At 69.8% G+C, this 16,784-nt stretch carries 17 protein-coding genes and 1 riboswitch; of the genes, 8 read left to right on the forward strand and 9 right to left on the reverse strand.

Features of this window, described 5'->3' with window-relative positions; genetic code table 11:
• Nucleotides 1-20: 20 nt before the first annotated feature.
• Nucleotides 21-701 carry a Uma2 family endonuclease gene (locus ABIE67_RS21570; RefSeq protein WP_370259898.1) on the forward strand — a complete coding sequence of 227 codons (681 nt, stop codon included), beginning with the start codon at nucleotides 21-23 and terminating at the stop codon, nucleotides 699-701.
• A gap of 5 nt (nucleotides 702-706) precedes the next feature.
• Nucleotides 707-1,276 (forward strand): hypothetical protein, encoded by a 570-nt coding sequence (locus tag ABIE67_RS21575; RefSeq protein ID WP_370259900.1) that lies wholly within the window; start codon nucleotides 707-709, stop codon nucleotides 1,274-1,276.
• Here the strand turns inward: ABIE67_RS21575 and ABIE67_RS21580 are convergent, their stop codons facing one another.
• The 6 genes from ABIE67_RS21580 to thrC form a co-directional block, all read right to left on the reverse strand.
• Nucleotides 1,277-1,408, reverse strand: coding sequence for a hypothetical protein (locus tag ABIE67_RS21580; protein ID WP_370259902.1), 132 nt, complete (start codon nucleotides 1,406-1,408; stop codon nucleotides 1,277-1,279).
• Nucleotides 1,409-1,564: 156 nt separating this feature from the next.
• Nucleotides 1,565-2,692: an NADH:flavin oxidoreductase gene (locus ABIE67_RS21585; protein WP_370259904.1), complete on the reverse strand. Its 1,128-nt coding sequence runs from the start codon at nucleotides 2,690-2,692 to the stop codon at nucleotides 1,565-1,567.
• A 337-nt stretch (nucleotides 2,693-3,029) separates the two neighbouring features.
• On the reverse strand, nucleotides 3,030-4,652 hold the full coding sequence (gene groL, locus ABIE67_RS21590; RefSeq protein WP_370259906.1) for a chaperonin GroEL: 1,623 nt from the start codon (nucleotides 4,650-4,652) through the stop codon (nucleotides 3,030-3,032).
• A 342-nt stretch (nucleotides 4,653-4,994) separates the two neighbouring features.
• A complete protein-coding gene (locus tag ABIE67_RS21595; protein WP_019057200.1) occupies nucleotides 4,995-5,201 on the reverse strand; it encodes a cold-shock protein in 207 nt (68 codons plus the stop codon).
• A gap of 448 nt (nucleotides 5,202-5,649) precedes the next feature.
• Entirely contained in the window at nucleotides 5,650-5,925 is a 276-nt protein-coding gene (locus tag ABIE67_RS21600) for a MoaD/ThiS family protein (RefSeq protein WP_148000006.1), read from the reverse strand.
• 110 nt (nucleotides 5,926-6,035) lie between these two features.
• Nucleotides 6,036-7,334: a threonine synthase gene (gene thrC / locus ABIE67_RS21605; RefSeq protein WP_370259910.1), complete on the reverse strand. Its 1,299-nt coding sequence runs from the start codon at nucleotides 7,332-7,334 to the stop codon at nucleotides 6,036-6,038.
• 18 nt (nucleotides 7,335-7,352) lie between these two features.
• Nucleotides 7,353-7,491, reverse strand: a riboswitch (SAM riboswitch).
• 170 nt (nucleotides 7,492-7,661) lie between these two features.
• On the opposite strand from thrC, the gene ABIE67_RS21610 reads away from it, so the two are divergent.
• A complete protein-coding gene (locus tag ABIE67_RS21610) occupies nucleotides 7,662-8,606 on the forward strand; it encodes a glucosyl-3-phosphoglycerate synthase (protein ID WP_370259912.1) in 945 nt (314 codons plus the stop codon).
• Nucleotides 8,607-8,669: 63 nt separating this feature from the next.
• Complete coding sequence (locus tag ABIE67_RS21615; RefSeq protein ID WP_370259914.1) at nucleotides 8,670-10,229, forward strand: trehalose-6-phosphate synthase; 1,560 nt, start codon at nucleotides 8,670-8,672, stop codon at nucleotides 10,227-10,229.
• Here the strand turns inward: ABIE67_RS21615 and otsB are convergent.
• The 3 genes from otsB to ABIE67_RS21630 form a co-directional block, all read right to left on the reverse strand.
• Complete coding sequence (gene otsB, locus ABIE67_RS21620) at nucleotides 10,217-11,056, reverse strand: trehalose-phosphatase (protein ID WP_370259916.1); 840 nt, start codon at nucleotides 11,054-11,056, stop codon at nucleotides 10,217-10,219. The two genes, ABIE67_RS21615 and otsB, sit on opposite strands and share 13 nt — an antisense overlap.
• Nucleotides 11,057-11,290: 234 nt before the next feature.
• Nucleotides 11,291-11,557: a DUF3263 domain-containing protein gene (locus ABIE67_RS21625; RefSeq protein WP_370259921.1), complete on the reverse strand. Its 267-nt coding sequence runs from the start codon at nucleotides 11,555-11,557 to the stop codon at nucleotides 11,291-11,293.
• 30 nt (nucleotides 11,558-11,587) lie between these two features.
• Nucleotides 11,588-12,823, reverse strand: coding sequence for an extracellular solute-binding protein (locus ABIE67_RS21630; RefSeq protein WP_370259923.1), 1,236 nt, complete (start codon nucleotides 12,821-12,823; stop codon nucleotides 11,588-11,590).
• A 183-nt stretch (nucleotides 12,824-13,006) separates the two neighbouring features.
• Here ABIE67_RS21630 and ABIE67_RS21635 point away from each other — a divergent pair, with 183 nt between their 5' ends.
• The 4 genes from ABIE67_RS21635 to ABIE67_RS21650 all read left to right on the forward strand — a co-directional run bounded on the left by ABIE67_RS21635 (nucleotide 13,007) and on the right by ABIE67_RS21650 (nucleotide 16,755).
• Nucleotides 13,007-13,951, forward strand: a complete 945-nt coding sequence (locus ABIE67_RS21635) for an ROK family protein (RefSeq protein WP_370259924.1) — start codon at nucleotides 13,007-13,009, stop codon at nucleotides 13,949-13,951.
• A 128-nt stretch (nucleotides 13,952-14,079) separates the two neighbouring features.
• Nucleotides 14,080-15,186, forward strand: a complete 1,107-nt coding sequence (nagA, locus tag ABIE67_RS21640) for an N-acetylglucosamine-6-phosphate deacetylase (RefSeq protein ID WP_370268789.1) — start codon at nucleotides 14,080-14,082, stop codon at nucleotides 15,184-15,186.
• A gap of 159 nt (nucleotides 15,187-15,345) precedes the next feature.
• The gene (locus tag ABIE67_RS21645; RefSeq protein ID WP_370259925.1) at nucleotides 15,346-16,263 is read left to right on the forward strand and encodes a 1-phosphofructokinase family hexose kinase; all 918 of its coding nucleotides are present in this window, start codon (nucleotides 15,346-15,348) and stop codon (nucleotides 16,261-16,263) included.
• A gap of 135 nt (nucleotides 16,264-16,398) precedes the next feature.
• Nucleotides 16,399-16,755 (forward strand): peptidase inhibitor family I36 protein, encoded by a 357-nt coding sequence (locus ABIE67_RS21650; RefSeq protein ID WP_370259928.1) that lies wholly within the window; start codon nucleotides 16,399-16,401, stop codon nucleotides 16,753-16,755.
• Nucleotides 16,756-16,784: the final 29 nt, after the last annotated feature.

Below are 16,784 nucleotides of genomic sequence, written 5' to 3' on the forward strand. Positions count from 1 at the left end.
GGGGGGAAGGAGGCGACCCCATGACCCCAGATACCGCCGAACGCCCGCAGATGTCCGTCGAGGACTTCGAAGAACTCGTCCGCAGGGCTCCGAGGGAGCTGCAGAACCGGTTGGAGTTCCTCGACGGGAGGCTCTGCATCCGGCACGGCCCGCTTGACGTCGACGAATTCGAGGAGCTGGCCGAAGCGGCTCCCGAGACCGTGCGACTTGAGTACGTCAATGGAAAAGTAGAGGTCAAGGCCATGCCTGACGGCAACCACGGCGAGATCTTCATGTGGCTGCTCCGCCAGTGCATGCAGCAGCGTCCCGAGCTGAATCTCATGCCCGAGCGGGGCGTCAAAGCCGAGGCATATCGCAAGGGCCGCGCCATCACACACGGCTTCCTCGCGCCCGAGGGTCACTTCAAGGGGCACGGCAACTGGTCCGAAGCCGACGGCGCCCTCATGGCCGCAGAGATCACCTCCCACGACCGCGATACCAACCAACGCGACCGCATCGACAAGCCGACCGGCTACGCCGAAGCCGACATCCCCGTCTACCTCCTCATCGACCGCGACAACAACACGATCACGGTCTACAGCGAGCCCAAGGACGGCCGCTACCAGCGGTCCCCGTCCTACCCTTGGGGAGCCACCGTGGAGATCCCCTCTCCGGTGAACATCACCCTGAGCACAGAGAAGCTCAAGGACTACGCAGACTGATACCCATGAACCACGCCCAGCTCACCGCCCTGGGCCGCGCCCTCCGCCTCCTCGGCGAGCACGGCGAGGCCCTCACCGCCGACACCCCGGACGCCCGGCTGCACGAGGTCAAGGCCGACCTCCGTCGCGCCCTGGACCTCCTCGACGAGAGCGTCACCGGCGCCGCACCCACCACCCGCTGTCCCGAGCACCCGAACGGCCCGGTCGACGAGAACGCCCACGACCTGTGCCTGCTCTGCGAAACCCGCCGCCGGGCCGCCCGCCGAGCCGAGTACAACGGCGGTCCCGTCCCCCCGCCCACCACCGGGAACGCCCCCTCCCGCTACGGCGTCCGGGGCGACCGCCCGCAGCCCCAGCAGCGCTGGCTGCCGGAGCTGTGGAACGGGCAGGAGTGGCAGCTCTGCGGCACCCCGCGCCGTGACCGCCGGGAGGCCGAGCTCTATCTCGCCGCCGCGCGCCGCGGCCCGCGCCCCGCGATGGCGTACCGGCTGGTGCACGAGTTCACCGACTACGAGGTGCTGCGCGTCTGGGGCACGCCGGTGAAGGTCGACATCGAGCCGATGGGCAACCTGTAGTCACCGCTTCACCGCCCCCGCAGGTTCCGTCGCGCCCTCCGGCCTCACCGGCTCCCCCTCAGCGGCGGCCACCGCCTGTCGGGGGATGAACGACGCCACCACGAACGCCAGCAGCGCCGCCCCGGCACCCACCGCCAGGACCACCTTGAAGCCGTTCTCCCGGGCTGTGTAATTGACTGAGGCAACCTTAAGTCAGTTGATTGACTTACTTAAGCGGCACAGATCAGCCCCGCGCCTTCAAGAGGCACGGGGCTGCCGTGAGCGACTGTGCTGCGCGACGAGCCGGGGTCAGCTCAGCGTCTGCAGCGCCGCGGCGTCGTACGGCTTCAGCTCGTCGAAGCGGTCCGACAGGACCTTCGCCGCCCACTCCGGGTCCTGGAGCAGGGCGCGGCCGACGGCCACCATGTCGAACTCGTCGCGCTCCAGGCGGTCCAGGAGGTCGTCGATGCCCTTGACCGTGGAGCCCTCGCCCATGAAGGCACGGATGAAGTCGCCGTCGAGGCCGACCGAGCCGACGGTGATGGTCGGCTTGCCGGTGAGCTTCTTCGTCCAGCCGGCCAGGTTGAGGTCGGAGCCGTCGAACTCCGGGATCCAGTAGCGGCGGGTGGAGGCGTGGAAGGCGTCGACGCCGGCCGCGGCGAGCGGGGCGAGGATGGCGTCCAGCTCCTCGGGGGTCTCGGCGAGGCGGGCGTCGTAGGCCTCCTGCTTCCACTGCGAGTAGCGGAAGATGACCGGGAAGGTCGCGGAGACCTTCTCACGTACGGCGGCCACGATCTCCGCGGCGAACTTCGTACGGGCCACCGGGTCGCCACCGTACGCGTCCGTGCGGCGGTTGGTGCCCTCCCAGAGGAACTGGTCGACGAGGTAGCCGTGGGCGCCGTGGATCTCCACGCCGTCGAAGCCGATGCGCTCGGCGTCCGCGGCGGCCTGGGCGAACGCGCCGATGACGTCGTCCAGGTCGGCCTGGGTCATCGCCTTGCCGGTGGCCTCCTCGGCGCCGATGCGCAGGCCGGAGGGGCCGACCGCCGGGGCGTCGGCGTAGGGCGGCTTGCCCGGCTTGCGGACCATGCCGATGTGCCAGAGCTGCGGCACGATCGTGCCGCCGCCCGCGTGCACCGCCTCGGCGACCTCGGCCCAGCCCGCCAGCTGCTCCTCGCCGTGGAAGCGCGGGACACGATCACTCTCTCCGGCCGAGGCGTGCCCGACGTACGTGCCCTCGGTGACGATCAGGCCGACACCGGCGGCGGCGCGGCGCGCGTAGTACGACACGACGTCCTCGCCGGGGACGCCGCCCGGGGAGAACATGCGCGTCATCGGCGCCATCGCGATGCGGTTCGGGACGGTCAGGCCGTTGATCGTCGTCGGCCGGGACAGGATCTGGGCCGCACGGGAGGTGGAGGTCGTGGTGACGGTCACGTAGGGGCTCCTTGGAGGCGGGGGTTCGTTATACCGCTTGGTATGTGCGCACGCATTGTTGCACCACATTAAACAATGCTGGGTGTGGGGTCGCGCATTCCCGAGGAGAGGGTTCGGTTTTTGCGGGTGGCTGCGGGTGCGTGGGGCTGGTCTCGCAGTTCCCCGCGCCCCTCAGGTGCGTCCACCGCGCGTACTCAAGGGGCGCGGGGAACTGCGCGAGCAACCACGAACCACCCGCACCCGCCAACGCACCGAGGGCGGCACCCCCTGTCGCAACAGGAGGTACCGCCCTCGGCAAGGACGTTGATCAGCCGGAGGCCAAAGCCCCCGAGGCCGATCAGAAGTCCATGTCACCGCCCGGCATGCCGCCACCGGCGGGCGCGGCGGCCTTCTCCGGCTTGTCGGCGATGACGGCCTCGGTGGTGAGGAACAGCGCGGCGATCGACGCGGCGTTCTGCAGCGCGGAACGCGTCACCTTGGCCGGGTCGATGATGCCCTCGGCGACCAGGTCGACGTACTCACCGGTCGCGGCGTTCAGGCCGTGACCCGGGGTGAGGTTGCGGACCTTCTCCACCACGACGCCGCCCTCGAGGCCGGCGTTGACGGCGATCTGCTTCAGCGGGGCTTCCAGAGCCAGCTTCACAGCCTGGGCACCGGTCGCCTCGTCGCCCTCGAGCTCCAGCTTCTCGAAGACCGCGGTGGCCTGGATGAGGGCCACGCCACCACCGGCGACGATGCCCTCCTCGACGGCCGCCTTGGCGTTGCGCACGGCGTCCTCGATGCGGTGCTTGCGCTCCTTGAGCTCCACCTCGGTGGCGGCACCGGCCTTGATGACCGCGACACCGCCGGCGAGCTTCGCCAGGCGCTCCTGCAGCTTCTCGCGGTCGTAGTCCGAGTCGCTGTTCTCGATCTCGGCGCGGATCTGGTTGACCCGGCCGGCGACCTGCTCGGAGGAGCCGGAGCCGTCGACGATGGTGGTCTCGTCCTTGGTGATGACGACCTTGCGGGCCTTGCCCAGGAGGTCCAGGGAGGTGTTCTCGAGCTTGAGACCGACCTCCTCGGAGATGACCTCGCCACCGGTGAGGATGGCGATGTCGTTCAGCATCGCCTTGCGGCGGTCACCGAAGCCCGGGGCCTTGACCGCGACGGACTTGAAGGTGCCGCGGATCTTGTTGACGACCAGGGTCGACAGGGCCTCGCCCTCGACGTCCTCGGCGATGATCAGCAGCGGCTTGCCCGACTGCATGACCTTCTCCAGGAGCGGGAGCAGGTCCTTGACCGAGGAGATCTTGGAGTTGGCGATCAGGATGTACGGGTCGTCGAGGACGGCCTCCATACGCTCCATGTCGGTGGCGAAGTACGCCGAGATGTAGCCCTTGTCGAAGCGCATACCCTCGGTGAGCTCCAGCTCCAGACCGAAGGTCTGGGACTCCTCGACGGTGATGACGCCTTCCTTGCCGACCTTGTCCATCGCCTCGGCGATGAGCTCGCCGATCTGGGTGTCGGCGGCGGAGATGGAGGCCGTGGAAGCGATCTGCTCCTTGGTCTCGACATCCTTCGCCTGCTCGAGCAGGGCGGCGGAGACGGCCTCGACGGCCTTCTCGATACCGCGCTTGAGGGCCATCGGGTTGGCGCCGGCGGCTACGTTGCGCAGGCCTTCCTTGACCAGGGCCTGGGCGAGCACGGTCGCGGTGGTCGTACCGTCACCGGCGACGTCGTCCGTCTTCTTGGCGACTTCCTTGACCAGCTCGGCGCCGATCTTCTCGAACGGGTCCTCGAGCTCGATCTCCTTGGCGATGGAGACACCATCGTTGGTGATCGTGGGGGCGCCCCACTTCTTCTCGAGGACGACGTTGCGGCCCTTGGGGCCGAGCGTCACCTTCACGGCGTCCGCGAGCTGGTTCATGCCGCGCTCGAGGCCGCGCCGCGCCTCCTCGTCGAACGCGATGATCTTGGCCATGTGAAGTGGTCCCTCCAGGACTGGGGGTGATTCCTTCGGACCGCGCCCGCGCCCGCGACGGACGGCTCACATGCCTTGTGGTTCCTTGCCCCACCCGGCCTGCGGGCCTCACCGACCCGGTCCTTCTTTGTCACTCTCACCTTCAGAGTGCTAACGCCAATGATTAGCACTCGACCCATGCGAGTGCAAGCGGCTCTCGGGGATCGGGCGGGGGGGATCAGCCGGGCGCGAGCGGGGCCGGACAGGGTGGGGGGCAGGGGCGTGGGCACGGCGAAGGGCCCGCACCCCGGGAGGTGCGGGCCCTTCGAAGAAGAACGTCGCTGCTTTAAGTCGACGCGTGCTTCAGCTGGTCGCCAGCCGGACCATGTCCGCCTGCGGCCCCTTCTGACCCTGCGAGATCTCGAAATCGACCCGCTGGCCCTCTTCCAGGGTGCGGTACCCGTCCATCTGGATCGCGCTGTAGTGGACGAAAACATCCGCACCACCGTCGACCGCGATGAAGCCGTACCCCTTCTCCGCGTTGAACCACTTGACGGTGCCCTGAGCCATGCCTAACTCCCCTATTACTGGCCCTTGCACAGATCCACACTTCGCGGATCCGGGTCAGACCTCACCCCCCATCGGTCGGGGGCGTGCGCCGGAACGCGTCGACCGCGGCTGAATGTATCTGCCCAACTGCCGTCTGCAACAGGTCAATCGGACGAGAAATCCGGGCACGACCGGTCGGGAATGTGGGGACAATTCCCCTGACTTCAGGTCAAGTCGGGCCCGGCAAAGGGAACAAAAGCCGCAAAAAACCCGCACACTTTGGCTACTTCTTGTCGGGCTCGCGGTGGAAACAAAGGGATGTCGACCTGTAGATCGGCGGCGCATTCCCCAACTGTACCTCGCTCAACCACACAGAATTGCCCCCTCCGCTTCTCTCACGGAGGGGGCAATTCGATGAACTCTCAGTGACCGGGGTTACCGATGGTAATGATCGGTCATTCGGTCAGCCTCAGCCGCCGGCGACGGCCGGAATGATGGAGACGCCGGCGCCGTCCGGGGTGGCGGTCTCCAGGCCCTGCTCGAAACGCACGTCGTCGTCATTGACGTACACATTCACGAACCGCCGCAGCTTGCCCTGGTCGTCGAGCACGCGGGCGGCGATCCCGGTGTGGTTCTTCTCCAGGTCGGCGATGACCTCGCCGAGGTTGGCACCCTCGGCGGCGACCTCGGCCTGCCCGCCGGTGTAGGTGCGCAGGATGGTGGGGATGCGGACGTTGACGCTCACGAATGACCTCCGGTCAGCTAATCGCCCCTGGGGGCGCGGGGCTGTGTTGAATGTGCGGCTACCGCCGCGTGGGCGCGACCAGCCCGCACCGGCCGGCAGCAAAGACGATCTCAGACGAGCCCGGCCTCACGGAACGAATCGAGGTTGGGACGAATGGTCGCAGTAAGGCCCGTACCGGCCACCGCGTCCAGCGTCTTCAGACCATCGCCGGTGTTGAGGACAACCGTCGTCTTCGTCGGGTCGAGCAGCCCGTTCTCGATCAGCTTGCGCGTCACACCCACGGTCACCCCACCGGCGGTCTCCGCGAAGATGCCCTCGGTCCTGGCAAGGACCTTGATCGCGTCGACGACCTGCTCATCCGTCACGTCCTCCACCGCACCGCCGGTACGGCGAGCGATGTCCAGGACATAGGGACCGTCCGCCGGGTTGCCGATCGCCAGCGACTTGGCGATGGTGTTCGGCTTCTGCGGCCGTACGACGTCGTGCCCCGCCTTGAAGGCCACCGACACCGGCGAGCAGCCCTCGGCCTGCGCGCCGAAGATCTTGTACGGCTTGTCCTCGACGAGCCCGAGCTTGATCAGCTCCTGCAGACCCTTGTCGATCTTCGTCAGCTGCGAGCCGGAGGCGATCGGCACGACCAGCTGGTCCGGCAGCTGCCAGCCGAGCTGCTCGCAGATCTCGTACGCCAGGGTCTTGGAGCCCTCGGCGTAGTACGGCCGGAGGTTGACGTTGACGAAGCCCCAGCCCTCGCCGGCCGGGTCGCCGATCAGCTCGGAGCAGAAACGGTTCACGTCGTCGTAGTTGCCCTCGATGCCGACGAGCTCGCCGCCGTAGACGGCGGCCATGACGACCTTGCCCTGCTCCAGGTCGTGCGGGATGAACACGCAGGACCGGAAGCCGGCGCGGGCCGCCGCGGCACCCACCGCGCCGGCGAGGTTGCCGGTGGAGGAGCAGGAGAGGGTGGTGAAGCCGAAGGCGCGCGCGGCCTCCAGGGCCTGGGCGACGACGCGGTCCTTGAAGGAGTGCGTCGGGTTGCCGGAGTCGTCCTTGATGAACAGCTTGCCGGCGTCGACGCCGAGCTCACGCGCGAGGTTGTCGGCCTTGACGAGCTGGGTCCAGCCGGGGTTGATGTTCGGCTTGGTGGCCACGTCGGCCGGGACGGGCAGGAGGGGCGCGTAGCGCCAGATGTTCGCGGGGCCCGCCTCGATCCGCTTGCGGAGCTCCTCGGTGTCGTAGGCCGAGAAGTCGTACGCGATCTCCAGCGGGCCGAAACACTCCTCGCACGCGAAGACCGGGCCGAGGGGCACCCGGTGGCCGCACTCGCGACAGGACAGCGCCGCGGCGGGGCCGAGGTCTACCGTGGAACCGGTGGTGGAGTCGGTGGTGCTTGCAACAGTCTGCGCAGCCATGTGAGGCGAGGCCCTTTCTCCTCATCTTCCTCACGACGCATCTCGCCGTGAGACGGATTTGGCACCTTCCCTAGCCGGGAGCCTCGCGTGAACGAGACCGGCTGGAGGGTTGCCGGGGCTTCATCGGGCCGTATCCCTCTGCCCCTCTGGATGAGCGGTATGAAGTTGTGGTCGGCGGGGCGGCCAGGACATGCGATGGTCACCCGCGTTGTTCAAGACTGTAACCGACAACCAGGACAGTTGAGATAGTCGTCCGAACCGCGAGATGGATCACATGATGATCACGCGGTTACGTGCCGTGATCACGACAGTGAGGAGTTCCGGACTGTGCTGGAAGAAGTCGAGCGCTGGCTGAGCACCCGCTCCTGGTCCGCGACCGATCGTCCGCTCCACCAGATCCTGGCCGCCAAACAGCGTACGGGCCAGTCGGTCTCCGTCGTCCTGCCCGCGCTCAACGAGGAGGAGACGGTCGGCGACATCGTCGCGATCATCCGTCACGACCTCATGCAGCAGGTACCGCTGGTCGACGAGATCGTCGTCGTCGACTCGGGCTCCACGGACCGCACCTCCGCGGTGGCCGCCGCGGCGGGCGCGACCGTGGTGCACCGGGACGCGATCCTGCCGCGCCTCCCCGCCGCCCCCGGCAAGGGCGAGGTGCTGTGGCGCTCCCTGCTCGTCACGACCGGGGACATCGTCTGCTTCATCGACGCGGACCTGAAGGAGTTCTCCTCCGACTTCGTCTCCGGGATCGTCGGCCCGCTGCTCACCGACCCCGGGGTCGACCTGGTCAAGGGCATGTACGACCGTCCCCTCGGCGGGGCGGCCGGGCAGGGCGGCCGGGTGACCGAGCTGATGGCCCGACCGCTGCTGAACATGCACTGGCCGCAGCTGGCCGGCTTCGTGCAGCCGCTGGGCGGCGAGTACGCGGCCCGCAGGTCGCTGCTGGAACAGCTCCCGTTCCCCGTCGGGTACGGCGTGGAGCTGGGCATGCTGGTCGACGCCCTGCACCTGGTGGGCCTGGACGCCCTGGCCCAGGTGGACGTGGGCGTCCGCAAGCACCGCCACCAGGACGGGCAGGCGCTGGGCAGGATGTCCGCCGCGATCTACCGCACGGCCCAGCTGCGGCTGGCCCGCGGCCATCTGGTCCGTCCGTCCCTCACCCAGTTCGAGCGGGGCGAGGACGGTTTCGAGCCGCGTACGTACTCCGTGGACACCGAGGAGCGGCCGCCGATGGTGGAGATCGCCGAGTACGCCACGCGGAAGGTCGCGTAAACGCCCCTCCACTGAGGGGAACCGCACGTTTGAGCGTTTCCGGGCCGGGCTAGGTTGAGGCGTATGGCTTCCACGCAGGGTGCTGCCGAGCAGGGTGCTGCCAAGGTGCTGGTCGCGTCGAACCGCGGCCCGGTCTCGTACGAGGTGCGCGAGGACGGCTCGCTGCACTCCAAGAGGGGCGGCGGCGGAGTCGTCTCCGGACTGTCGGCCATCGGGCCGGACGCGGGCGCCCTGTGGGTGTGCTCGGCGCTGTCCGAAGGCGACCGGGAGGCGGTGCGGCGCGGGGTCGGCGAGAAGGGTGTGCGCATGCTGCCCATCCCGGCCGACGTGCACGCCGACGCGTACAACGGCATCGCGAACTCGGTCCTCTGGTTCGTCCACCACATGCTCTACCAGACGCCGCTGGAGCCGGTCTTCGACGCGGAGTTCCGGCGGCAGTGGGCGGCCTACGAGACGTACAACCGGGCCTTCGCGGAGGCGCTGGCCCAGGAGGCGGCCGAGGGCGCGGCGGTGCTGGTGCAGGACTACCACCTGTGCCTGGTGCCGGGGATGCTCCGGGAGCTGAGGCCCGACGTCCGGATCGGTCACTTCTCGCACACGCCGTGGGCGCCGGCGGAGTACTTCGCGATGCTGCCGGACGACATCCGCGCGCAGCTGATGTGGGGCATGCTCGGCGCCGACCGGCTCGGGTTCCTCACCTGGCGGTGGGCGCAGGCGTTCATGGACTGCGCCGGTGCCACGGACCCGGAGCGGATCCTCCCGTCGTGGCCGAGCGGCGCCCCGAAGTCGATCAAGCACACACCGACCGGACGTCCGCCGCTGCGTACCACCTGGATCGGCGTGCACGGCCTGGGCGCCGACGCGGAGTTCCTGCGCGCCCGCTCCCACGAGACCGACGTGGCCGAGCGCATGACCGCGCTACGGGACGAGATCGGCACGGCACCGGACGGCACCGCCCGCAGGACCATCGTGCGGGTCGACCGGACCGAGCTGTCCAAGAACATCGTGCGCGGCCTGCTGTCCTACCGGCAGCTGCTCGACGACCACCCCGAGTGGCGGGAGCGGGTGGTGCACGTGGCCTTCGCGTACCCCTCACGACAGGACCTCGCGGTGTACCGCGACTACACGGCCGCGGTCCAGCGGCTGGCGGAGGAGATCAACTCCGGCTACGGGACCCCGGCCTGGACCCCGGTGGTCCTCCACGTCAAGGACGACTTCGCCCGCTCCCTGGCCGCGTACCGGCTGGCCGACGTGGCCCTGGTCAACCCCATCCGGGACGGCATGAACCTCGTCGCCAAGGAGGTGCCCATCGTCTCCGACGAGGGGTGCGTGCTGGTGCTGTCGCGGGAGGCGGGCGCCTTCGAGGAGCTGGGCGAGGACGCGATCGCCGTGAATCCGTACGACGTGAACGACACGGCGCGGGCGCTGCACGAGGCCTTGTCGGTGGGGCCGGAGGAGCGGGCGGAGCGGTCGAAGCGGCTGGCTGCGGCCGCGACCGCGCTGCCGCCGGCCCAGTGGTTCCTGGACCAGTTGCACGCGCTGGAGGAAGGAACCGGGGAGCCCGGGAAATCCGGCCAGTCCGGCCAGTCCGGCCAGTCCGGCCAGGCAGATCAGTCCGTCTGAGTGGCGATCGCCCGCAACAGCCGTACGACCCCCTCCGGGCCGTCGACCACGACGTCCGCCTTCTCCGACAGCTCGGTGACCTCGTCGCTGCCGCTGCAGACGAGGAGGCCGGGGACGCCGTCGGAGCGGAGTTCGTCGACGGCGGCGTAGGCGGGGAGGTCGCCGAGGTCGTCGCCGGCGTAGAGGACGGACTCGGCGCCGAGGTCGCGGACGTAGTCGAGGAGCGCGACGCCCTTGTCCATGCCGGGCGGGCGGAGTTCGAGGACCATCCGCCCCGGTTCGACGATGAGGCCGTTGCGGGTGGCGAGGTCGGTGAGCGGGGCGCGGAGGGCGTCGAAGGTGCCCTGGGGGTCGGCGGCGCGGCGGGTGTGCACGGCCAGGGCGTGTCCTTTGTCCTCGGTCCAGGTGCCCTGCGCGATGGTGTCGAGGAGGCCCGGCAGTTCGGCGCGCACGGCTGCGACGCCGGGGTGGGGGTCGGGGGCGGTGACCTCGCCGCTTACGGCGTCCCAGCGTTCGGCGCCGTAGTGGCCGAGGACGACGAGGTGCTCCAGCCCCGGGGTGGCGGCGAATCCGCCGAACCGTACGGCGATGTCGGCCGGGCGGCCGGTGATCACCGCTACGGCGGCCACCTTCGGGGCGAGGGCGGCGAGGGCCGGGACGGCGTCGGGGTGGGGCCTTGCCTTTTCGGGGTCCGGGACGATGGGGGCGAGGGTGCCGTCGAAGTCCAGGGCGATGAGCGCCCGCGCGGGGTGGGCGAGGATGGCGGCGAGGCCGTCGCGGCCGGGGTGGGTCGTGGGGGTCGGCAGGGGGTCCGTGGAGTTACCCATGCGGCGAGCCTATCCAGGCCCGATCCCCACCAACAGTTCCTCGCCCCCGCCGCCCCTACCCGTCCCGTCCTTCTGGGGCTCCGCCCCAGACCCCGCTCCTCGAACGCCGGAGGGGCTGGGTCTCTCAGCCCGTCCGGCGTTTGAGGACGAGGCCCCTTCAGGGCCGAAGCGGGGGTCTGGGGGCGCAGCCCCCAGGGATGGGACGGGTAGGGGCGGCGGGGGCGAGGAAAATCGTCACCGGTCCCCGCGCCGCGCCTCCCGTACCCGCCGCAACCGATTCACCGTCACCGGATCATGGGCCGGCGCCCGTGCGTCGTCCAGCAGGGCGTTCAGCAGCTGGTAGTAGCGGACCGGGGCCAGCCCCAGCTCCTCCCGAATCGCCCGCTCCTTCGCCCCGGGCCCCGAGAAACCCCGGCGCTCCAGGGCGAGAATCGCCCGCTCGCGCTCGGCGAGGGCCTCGGGTTCGGGTTCGGGCTCGGGCTGGGGCGGGTCCTGACTCATGCGTCGCACAGTAGCCCCCACCACCGACAACTACTCCGCGCTCTCCGCCCGCGACGCAGTCGACTGCAACTGCCCCAGAATCGCCGACGGACTGCCTCCAGACGCCACCGTCCCCCCGATCCGCTTCTTGACCTCCGCACTGACCGCGGCCCACGACGTCCGCCCCACCGGGTACAGCTCGGAGAGCGAGAGCTGCTCCAGGAAGGGCTTGAGGTCGGCGTCCTGCGGGGCCCCGGCCATCACCGTGGACGCGGAGTTCGTGACGGGCAGGAGGTCGTACTCCCGGGAGAAGTCGAGGACGTTCTGCTTGTCGTAGACGAAGTTGAGGAAGTCGCCGACCTGCTCGGCATGGCCGTTCTGCTTGAAGGCCATCATCCAGTCGGCCACGCCCATGGAGACCTTGGTCGGCCCCTCCCGCCCGGGCATGGGCACCATGCCGAACTTCACGCCCTTCTTCCCGGCCATCTGCATCAGCGAAGGATGGCCGTTGAGCATGCCGACGTCCCCGGCCGCGAAGGCCGAGAACGCGTCGGCCCGGTTGAGCTCACCGGGCGCCACCGGGCCGGTGAGTCCCTTGCCGACCAGGTTGTTCTTGAGCCAGTTGAAGGTGGCGACGTTCTCCGTGGAGTCGATGCTGTACGTGCCGAGTTCGGCGTCGGTGTACCCGCCCCCGCCACTGAGCAGCCACTGCATGGTCTCGGCCTGCGCCTCCTCGGCCCCGAGCGGCAGCGCGTACGGGTACTTCACGCCCTCCGCCTTGAGCGCCTCGGCGTCGGCGGCCAGCTCCTTCCAGGTGGTCGGCGGGGTGAGGCCGGCCTTCTGGAAGAGGGACTTGTTGTAGAAGAGCAGGCGCGTGGAGGAGGCGAACGGGATGCCGTACTGCACCCCGTTCACCTGTCCCGCGTCCGCGAGCTGCGGGACGAAGTCGGCCTGTACGGGGATGGAGAGCAGGTCGTCAGCCTCGTAGAGGAGGTCCTTCGCGGCGTAGTCGGCGTACGCGCCGATCTGCGCCATGTCCGGCGCCTGCCCGGCGTCGACCATCTCCTTGACCTTGGCGTCGACGTCGTTCCAGGAGTACACCGTGACGTCGACCTGGACGCCGGCGTGCTCCTCCTCGTACTCCTCGGCGAGCTTGTCCCAGTACTTCTGGGAGCTGTTCGCCTCGCTGTCGCCGTACTCCGCTGCGACCAGCTTCAGCGTCACCTCGCCCGAACCACCGGTCAGCCCGCAGCCGCCGAGAGCCGCCGTCAGACCCAGCGCGGACACCGCCGCGATCGTCCCCGTACGCCCTGTACGTCCCGTCTGCCCCGTACCCCTACGCAGCTGCACGCAGTACCGCCCCACACCCATGTTCGAAACTTTCGAAACGTCATACATATTGCCCTCGTAAGGTCTACACCACGTAAGTGGACTAGACCTCTCGCGGGTGCGCAAGCCACACTGTTCCCCGTGAGACACGTCATCGCCCTCGATGTGGGCGGCACCGGGATGAAGGCCGCCCTGGCAGGGGCGAGCGGCGAGCTTCTCCATCAGGCCCGCCGCCCGACCGGGCGCGAGCGCGGGCCGGACGCGGTCGTCGAGGGCATCCTCGACTTCGCCGCCGAGCTGCGCGCGTACGGCGAACAGCGCTTCGGCGAGCCCGCGGCCGCCGCCGGCGTCGCCGTCCCCGGCATCGTCGACGAGGCGCGGGGCGTCGCCGCCTACGCGGCCAACCTGGGCTGGCGGGACGTACCCCTGCGACAGCTGCTCGCGCGGCGGCTCGGCGGCATCCCCGTCGCCCTCGGCCACGACGTGCGCACCGGTGGTCTCGCGGAGGGCCGGATCGGCGCGGGCAAGGGCGCCGACCGTTTCCTCTTCGTGCCGCTCGGCACCGGGATCGCCGGCGCCATCGGCATCGACGGCCGGGTGGAGGCGGGCGCGCACGGCTTCGCGGGCGAGATCGGCCACATCGTCGTACGGCCCGGCGGGGCCCCCTGTCCGTGCGGGCAGCGCGGCTGCCTGGAGCGGTTCGCGTCCGCGGCGGCGGTGAGCGAGGCGTGGGCCGCCGCCTGCGGGGACCCGGAAGCGGACGCGGCGGACTGCGCGAAGGCCGTCGCGTCCGGCGACCCGAACGCCGTACGGGTCTGGCAGCAGGCCGTGGACGCCCTCGCCGACGGCCTGGTCACCGCGCTCACCCTGCTGGACCCGCGCACCCTGATCATCGGTGGCGGCCTCGCCGAGGCGGGGGAAACCTTGTTCACACCCCTGCGGGACGCCGTCCGGCGGCGGGTCACCTTCCAGAAGCTGCCGGAGATCGTCCCGGCGGCCCTCGGAGACACGGCCGGTTGCCTCGGCGCCGGCCTACTGGCCTGGGATCTCCTCGACCAAACCGACCGTACGGAGGTAACTCCCTGATGGCGAACGCCCTAGGGGCGCGGGACAGCGCCGATAAGCGGCTCCGCCGCGGAGCGCGACCAGCCACGACGCACCCGCGGCCCGCGACGGACAAGGTGCCCCTCATCCTGTCCGGCGCCAACGTGGTCATGCCGACGGGAACCCTCAAAGAGGGCCAGGTGATCGTAGACGGCATCCGCATCGCCGACACAGCCCCGGAGAACGCTCACCGCATCGACCTCACCGGCCACTGGCTCCTGCCAGGCTTCGTCGACATCCACAACCACGGCGGCGGCGGAGCCTCCTTCACCTCGGGCACGACAGACGACGTGGTCACCGGCATCCACACCCACCGCCTCCACGGCACCACGACCCTCGTCGCCTCCACCGTCACCGGCGACATGGACTTCCTCACCCAGCGCGCGGGCCTGCTCTCCGAACTGGCCGAGCAGGGCGACATCGCCGGCATCCACTTCGAGGGCCCTTTCATCTCCCCGTGCCGCAAGGGCGCCCACTCCGAGGAACTGCTGCGCCACCCGCACCCCGCGGAGGTCCGCAAGCTGATCGACGCGGCGCGCGGGCACACCACGATGGTCACCCTCGCCACCGAACTGCCGGGCGGCCTCGACTCCGTACGCCTCCTCACCGAACACGGCGTCATCGCGGCGATCGGGCACACGGACGCGACGTACGAGCAGACGGTGGAGGCCATCGAGGCGGGCGCGACGGTCGCCACGCACCTGTTCAACGCGATGCCGCCGCTGGGCCACCGGGAGCCGGGCCCGATCGTGGCCCTGCTGGAGGACGAGCGGGTGACCGTCGAGCTGATCAACGACGGCACCCATCTGCATCCGGCGGCGCTGGAGCTGGCGTTCCGTCACGCGGGCGCCGACCGGGTCGCGTTCATCACGGACGCCATGGACGCGGCCGGCTTCGGTGACGGCCGCTACATGCTGGGCCCGCTGGAGGTGGAGGTCGCCGACGGTGTGGCGCGCCTCGTCGAGGGCGGCTCGATCGCGGGGTCCACCCTCACCCTCGACCGCGCCTTCAAGCGCGCGGTGACGATCGACCGGCTGCCGGTCGAGGACGCGGTGGCAGCCCTGTCCGTCAACCCGGCCAAGCTGCTCGGCCGATACGACCGCATCGGCTCGCTGGAGCCCGGCAAGGACGCCGACCTGGTCGTTCTGGACGCCGACTTCGACCTCAAGGGCGTGATGCGCCGGGGCGAATGGGTGGTCGATCCCCAACTGGGGTGATCTGTCCTGCTGTTGAGGGCGGCGGTTGTCCTGCGAGACTGGGACGGCCGCCGTCCTTTTGGCATGATCAATGCCTCCGGGCGGAGCGTCCGGCGGACAGACGGCAAACGCGTTCTGAGCTTCGCGCATTCTGAACTTCTTCGGGGGAGGTCGGCCCAGGTGATCCTCACGGTCACACTGAACACCGCTCTCGACATCACCTATCGCGTCCGGGCGCTGCGGCCCCACGCGTCCCACCGCATCTCCGAGGTGACCGAACGTCCCGGCGGCAAGGGCCTGAACGTGGCCCGCGTGCTGGCGGCCCTCGGGCACGAGGTGACGGTCACCGGCTTCATGGGCGGCGCGACGGGCCGAATCGTACAGGAGCGGCTCACGGCCACGCCCGGTGTGGTGGACGCGCTGGTCCCGGTGACGGGCGCGACCCGGCGCACGATCGCCGTGGTCGACGAGGCGACCGGCGACACGACCCAGCTCAACGAACCCGGCCCCACGGTCACGCCGGCCGAGTGGTCCGCCTTCCAGAAGGCATACGAGGACCTCCTCACCTCGGCGTCCGCGGTGGCCCTGTGCGGCAGTCTGCCGCCGGGGGTGCCGGTGGGGGCGTACGCCGGTCTGGTGCGGGCCGCTCGCGCGGCGGAGGTTCCGGTGCTGCTGGACACCAGCGGCGAGGCACTGCGCCGGGGCGTCGCCGCCCGCCCGGACCTCATCAAGCCCAACGCCGACGAGCTGGCCGAACTCACCGGCTCCCACGAGCCGTCGCGCGCCACCCAGGACGCCCGTCGACGCGGGGCGCGTGCGGTGGTGGCCTCCCTGGGCAGCGAAGGCCTGCTCGCGGTGACCCCCGAGGGCCGCTGGCGCGCCACCCCACCGGCCCACGTCCACGGCAACCCGACCGGCGCGGGGGACTCAGCGGTCGCGGGCCTGTTGTCGGGCCTGGTGGAAAACCTCCCCTGGCCGGACCGCCTCACCCGCGCGGTCGCTCTGTCGGCCGCCACCGTACGGTCCGCGACCGCGGGCGACTTCGACCGCGGAGCCTACGAGAAACTCCTGGCGCAAGTGTCGATGACGGCAGCGTGAGCGCATGGTGACCCTCGCAGGCCTACCCGAACAGCCGTTCGACCGAAAACGCCCCTCCTCTCACATCGGCCGGATGATCAGATGATCACTTATTCGGTGCATGACCAGCACCGAAAGATGCAAGGGGAACCTCATATGAGCTTGCTCAAGAAAAGCCTGACGACGGTGGCTATGGCCGGCACGTTGCTGAGCGGCGTTTTCGCCACACCGGCTGCTGCGGCTGATCCCAATACCTGCCCGCAAGGGAAGGTCTGCGGATGGTCGGGGAAGAACAGGACCGGGACCAGGACCGTCCTCTCTGTGACACCCGGCTGCGAAACCTTCACCGGTGCCCGGTCCGTCTCGAACCAGACGTCCTATCGCATCGAGTTCTGGCACACCGCCCCCGGCACCGGCTGCGGAGTCGGCACGAAGCTGGTCACTCTGAAGCCGCACACCTACTCGGACGACATCCGTGGCACCGCTACCGGGATTGGGGTCTACGGAAGTTAGTTCCGCCTAGCCCGAGCCTCAAAGGACGG

The organism is Streptomyces sp. V4I8 (assembly GCF_041261225.1).
GTDB lineage: Bacteria > Actinomycetota > Actinomycetes > Streptomycetales > Streptomycetaceae > Streptomyces.

Bases quoted from the DNA above. Each gene is read 5' to 3' on its own strand.
- ABIE67_RS21570 (WP_370259898.1), top strand. From the start codon at position 21: ATGACCCCAGATACCGCCGAACGCCCGCAGATGTCCGTCGAGGACTTC.
- ABIE67_RS21595 (WP_019057200.1), bottom strand. From the start codon at position 5,201: ATGGCTCAGGGCACCGTCAAGTGGTTCAACGCGGAGAAGGGGTACGGC.
- groL (WP_370259906.1), bottom strand. From the start codon at position 4,652: ATGGCCAAGATCATCGCGTTCGACGAGGAGGCGCGGCGCGGCCTCGAG.
- ABIE67_RS21650 (WP_370259928.1), top strand. From the start codon at position 16,399: ATGAGCTTGCTCAAGAAAAGCCTGACGACGGTGGCTATGGCCGGCACG.
- ABIE67_RS21575 (WP_370259900.1), top strand. From the start codon at position 707: ATGAACCACGCCCAGCTCACCGCCCTGGGCCGCGCCCTCCGCCTCCTC.
- thrC (WP_370259910.1), bottom strand. From the start codon at position 7,334: ATGGCTGCGCAGACTGTTGCAAGCACCACCGACTCCACCACCGGTTCC.
- nagA (WP_370268789.1), top strand. From the start codon at position 14,080: ATGCCGACGGGAACCCTCAAAGAGGGCCAGGTGATCGTAGACGGCATC.
- ABIE67_RS21625 (WP_370259921.1), bottom strand. From the start codon at position 11,557: ATGAGTCAGGACCCGCCCCAGCCCGAGCCCGAACCCGAACCCGAGGCC.
- otsB (WP_370259916.1), bottom strand. From the start codon at position 11,056: ATGGGTAACTCCACGGACCCCCTGCCGACCCCCACGACCCACCCCGGC.
- ABIE67_RS21615 (WP_370259914.1), top strand. From the start codon at position 8,670: ATGGCTTCCACGCAGGGTGCTGCCGAGCAGGGTGCTGCCAAGGTGCTG.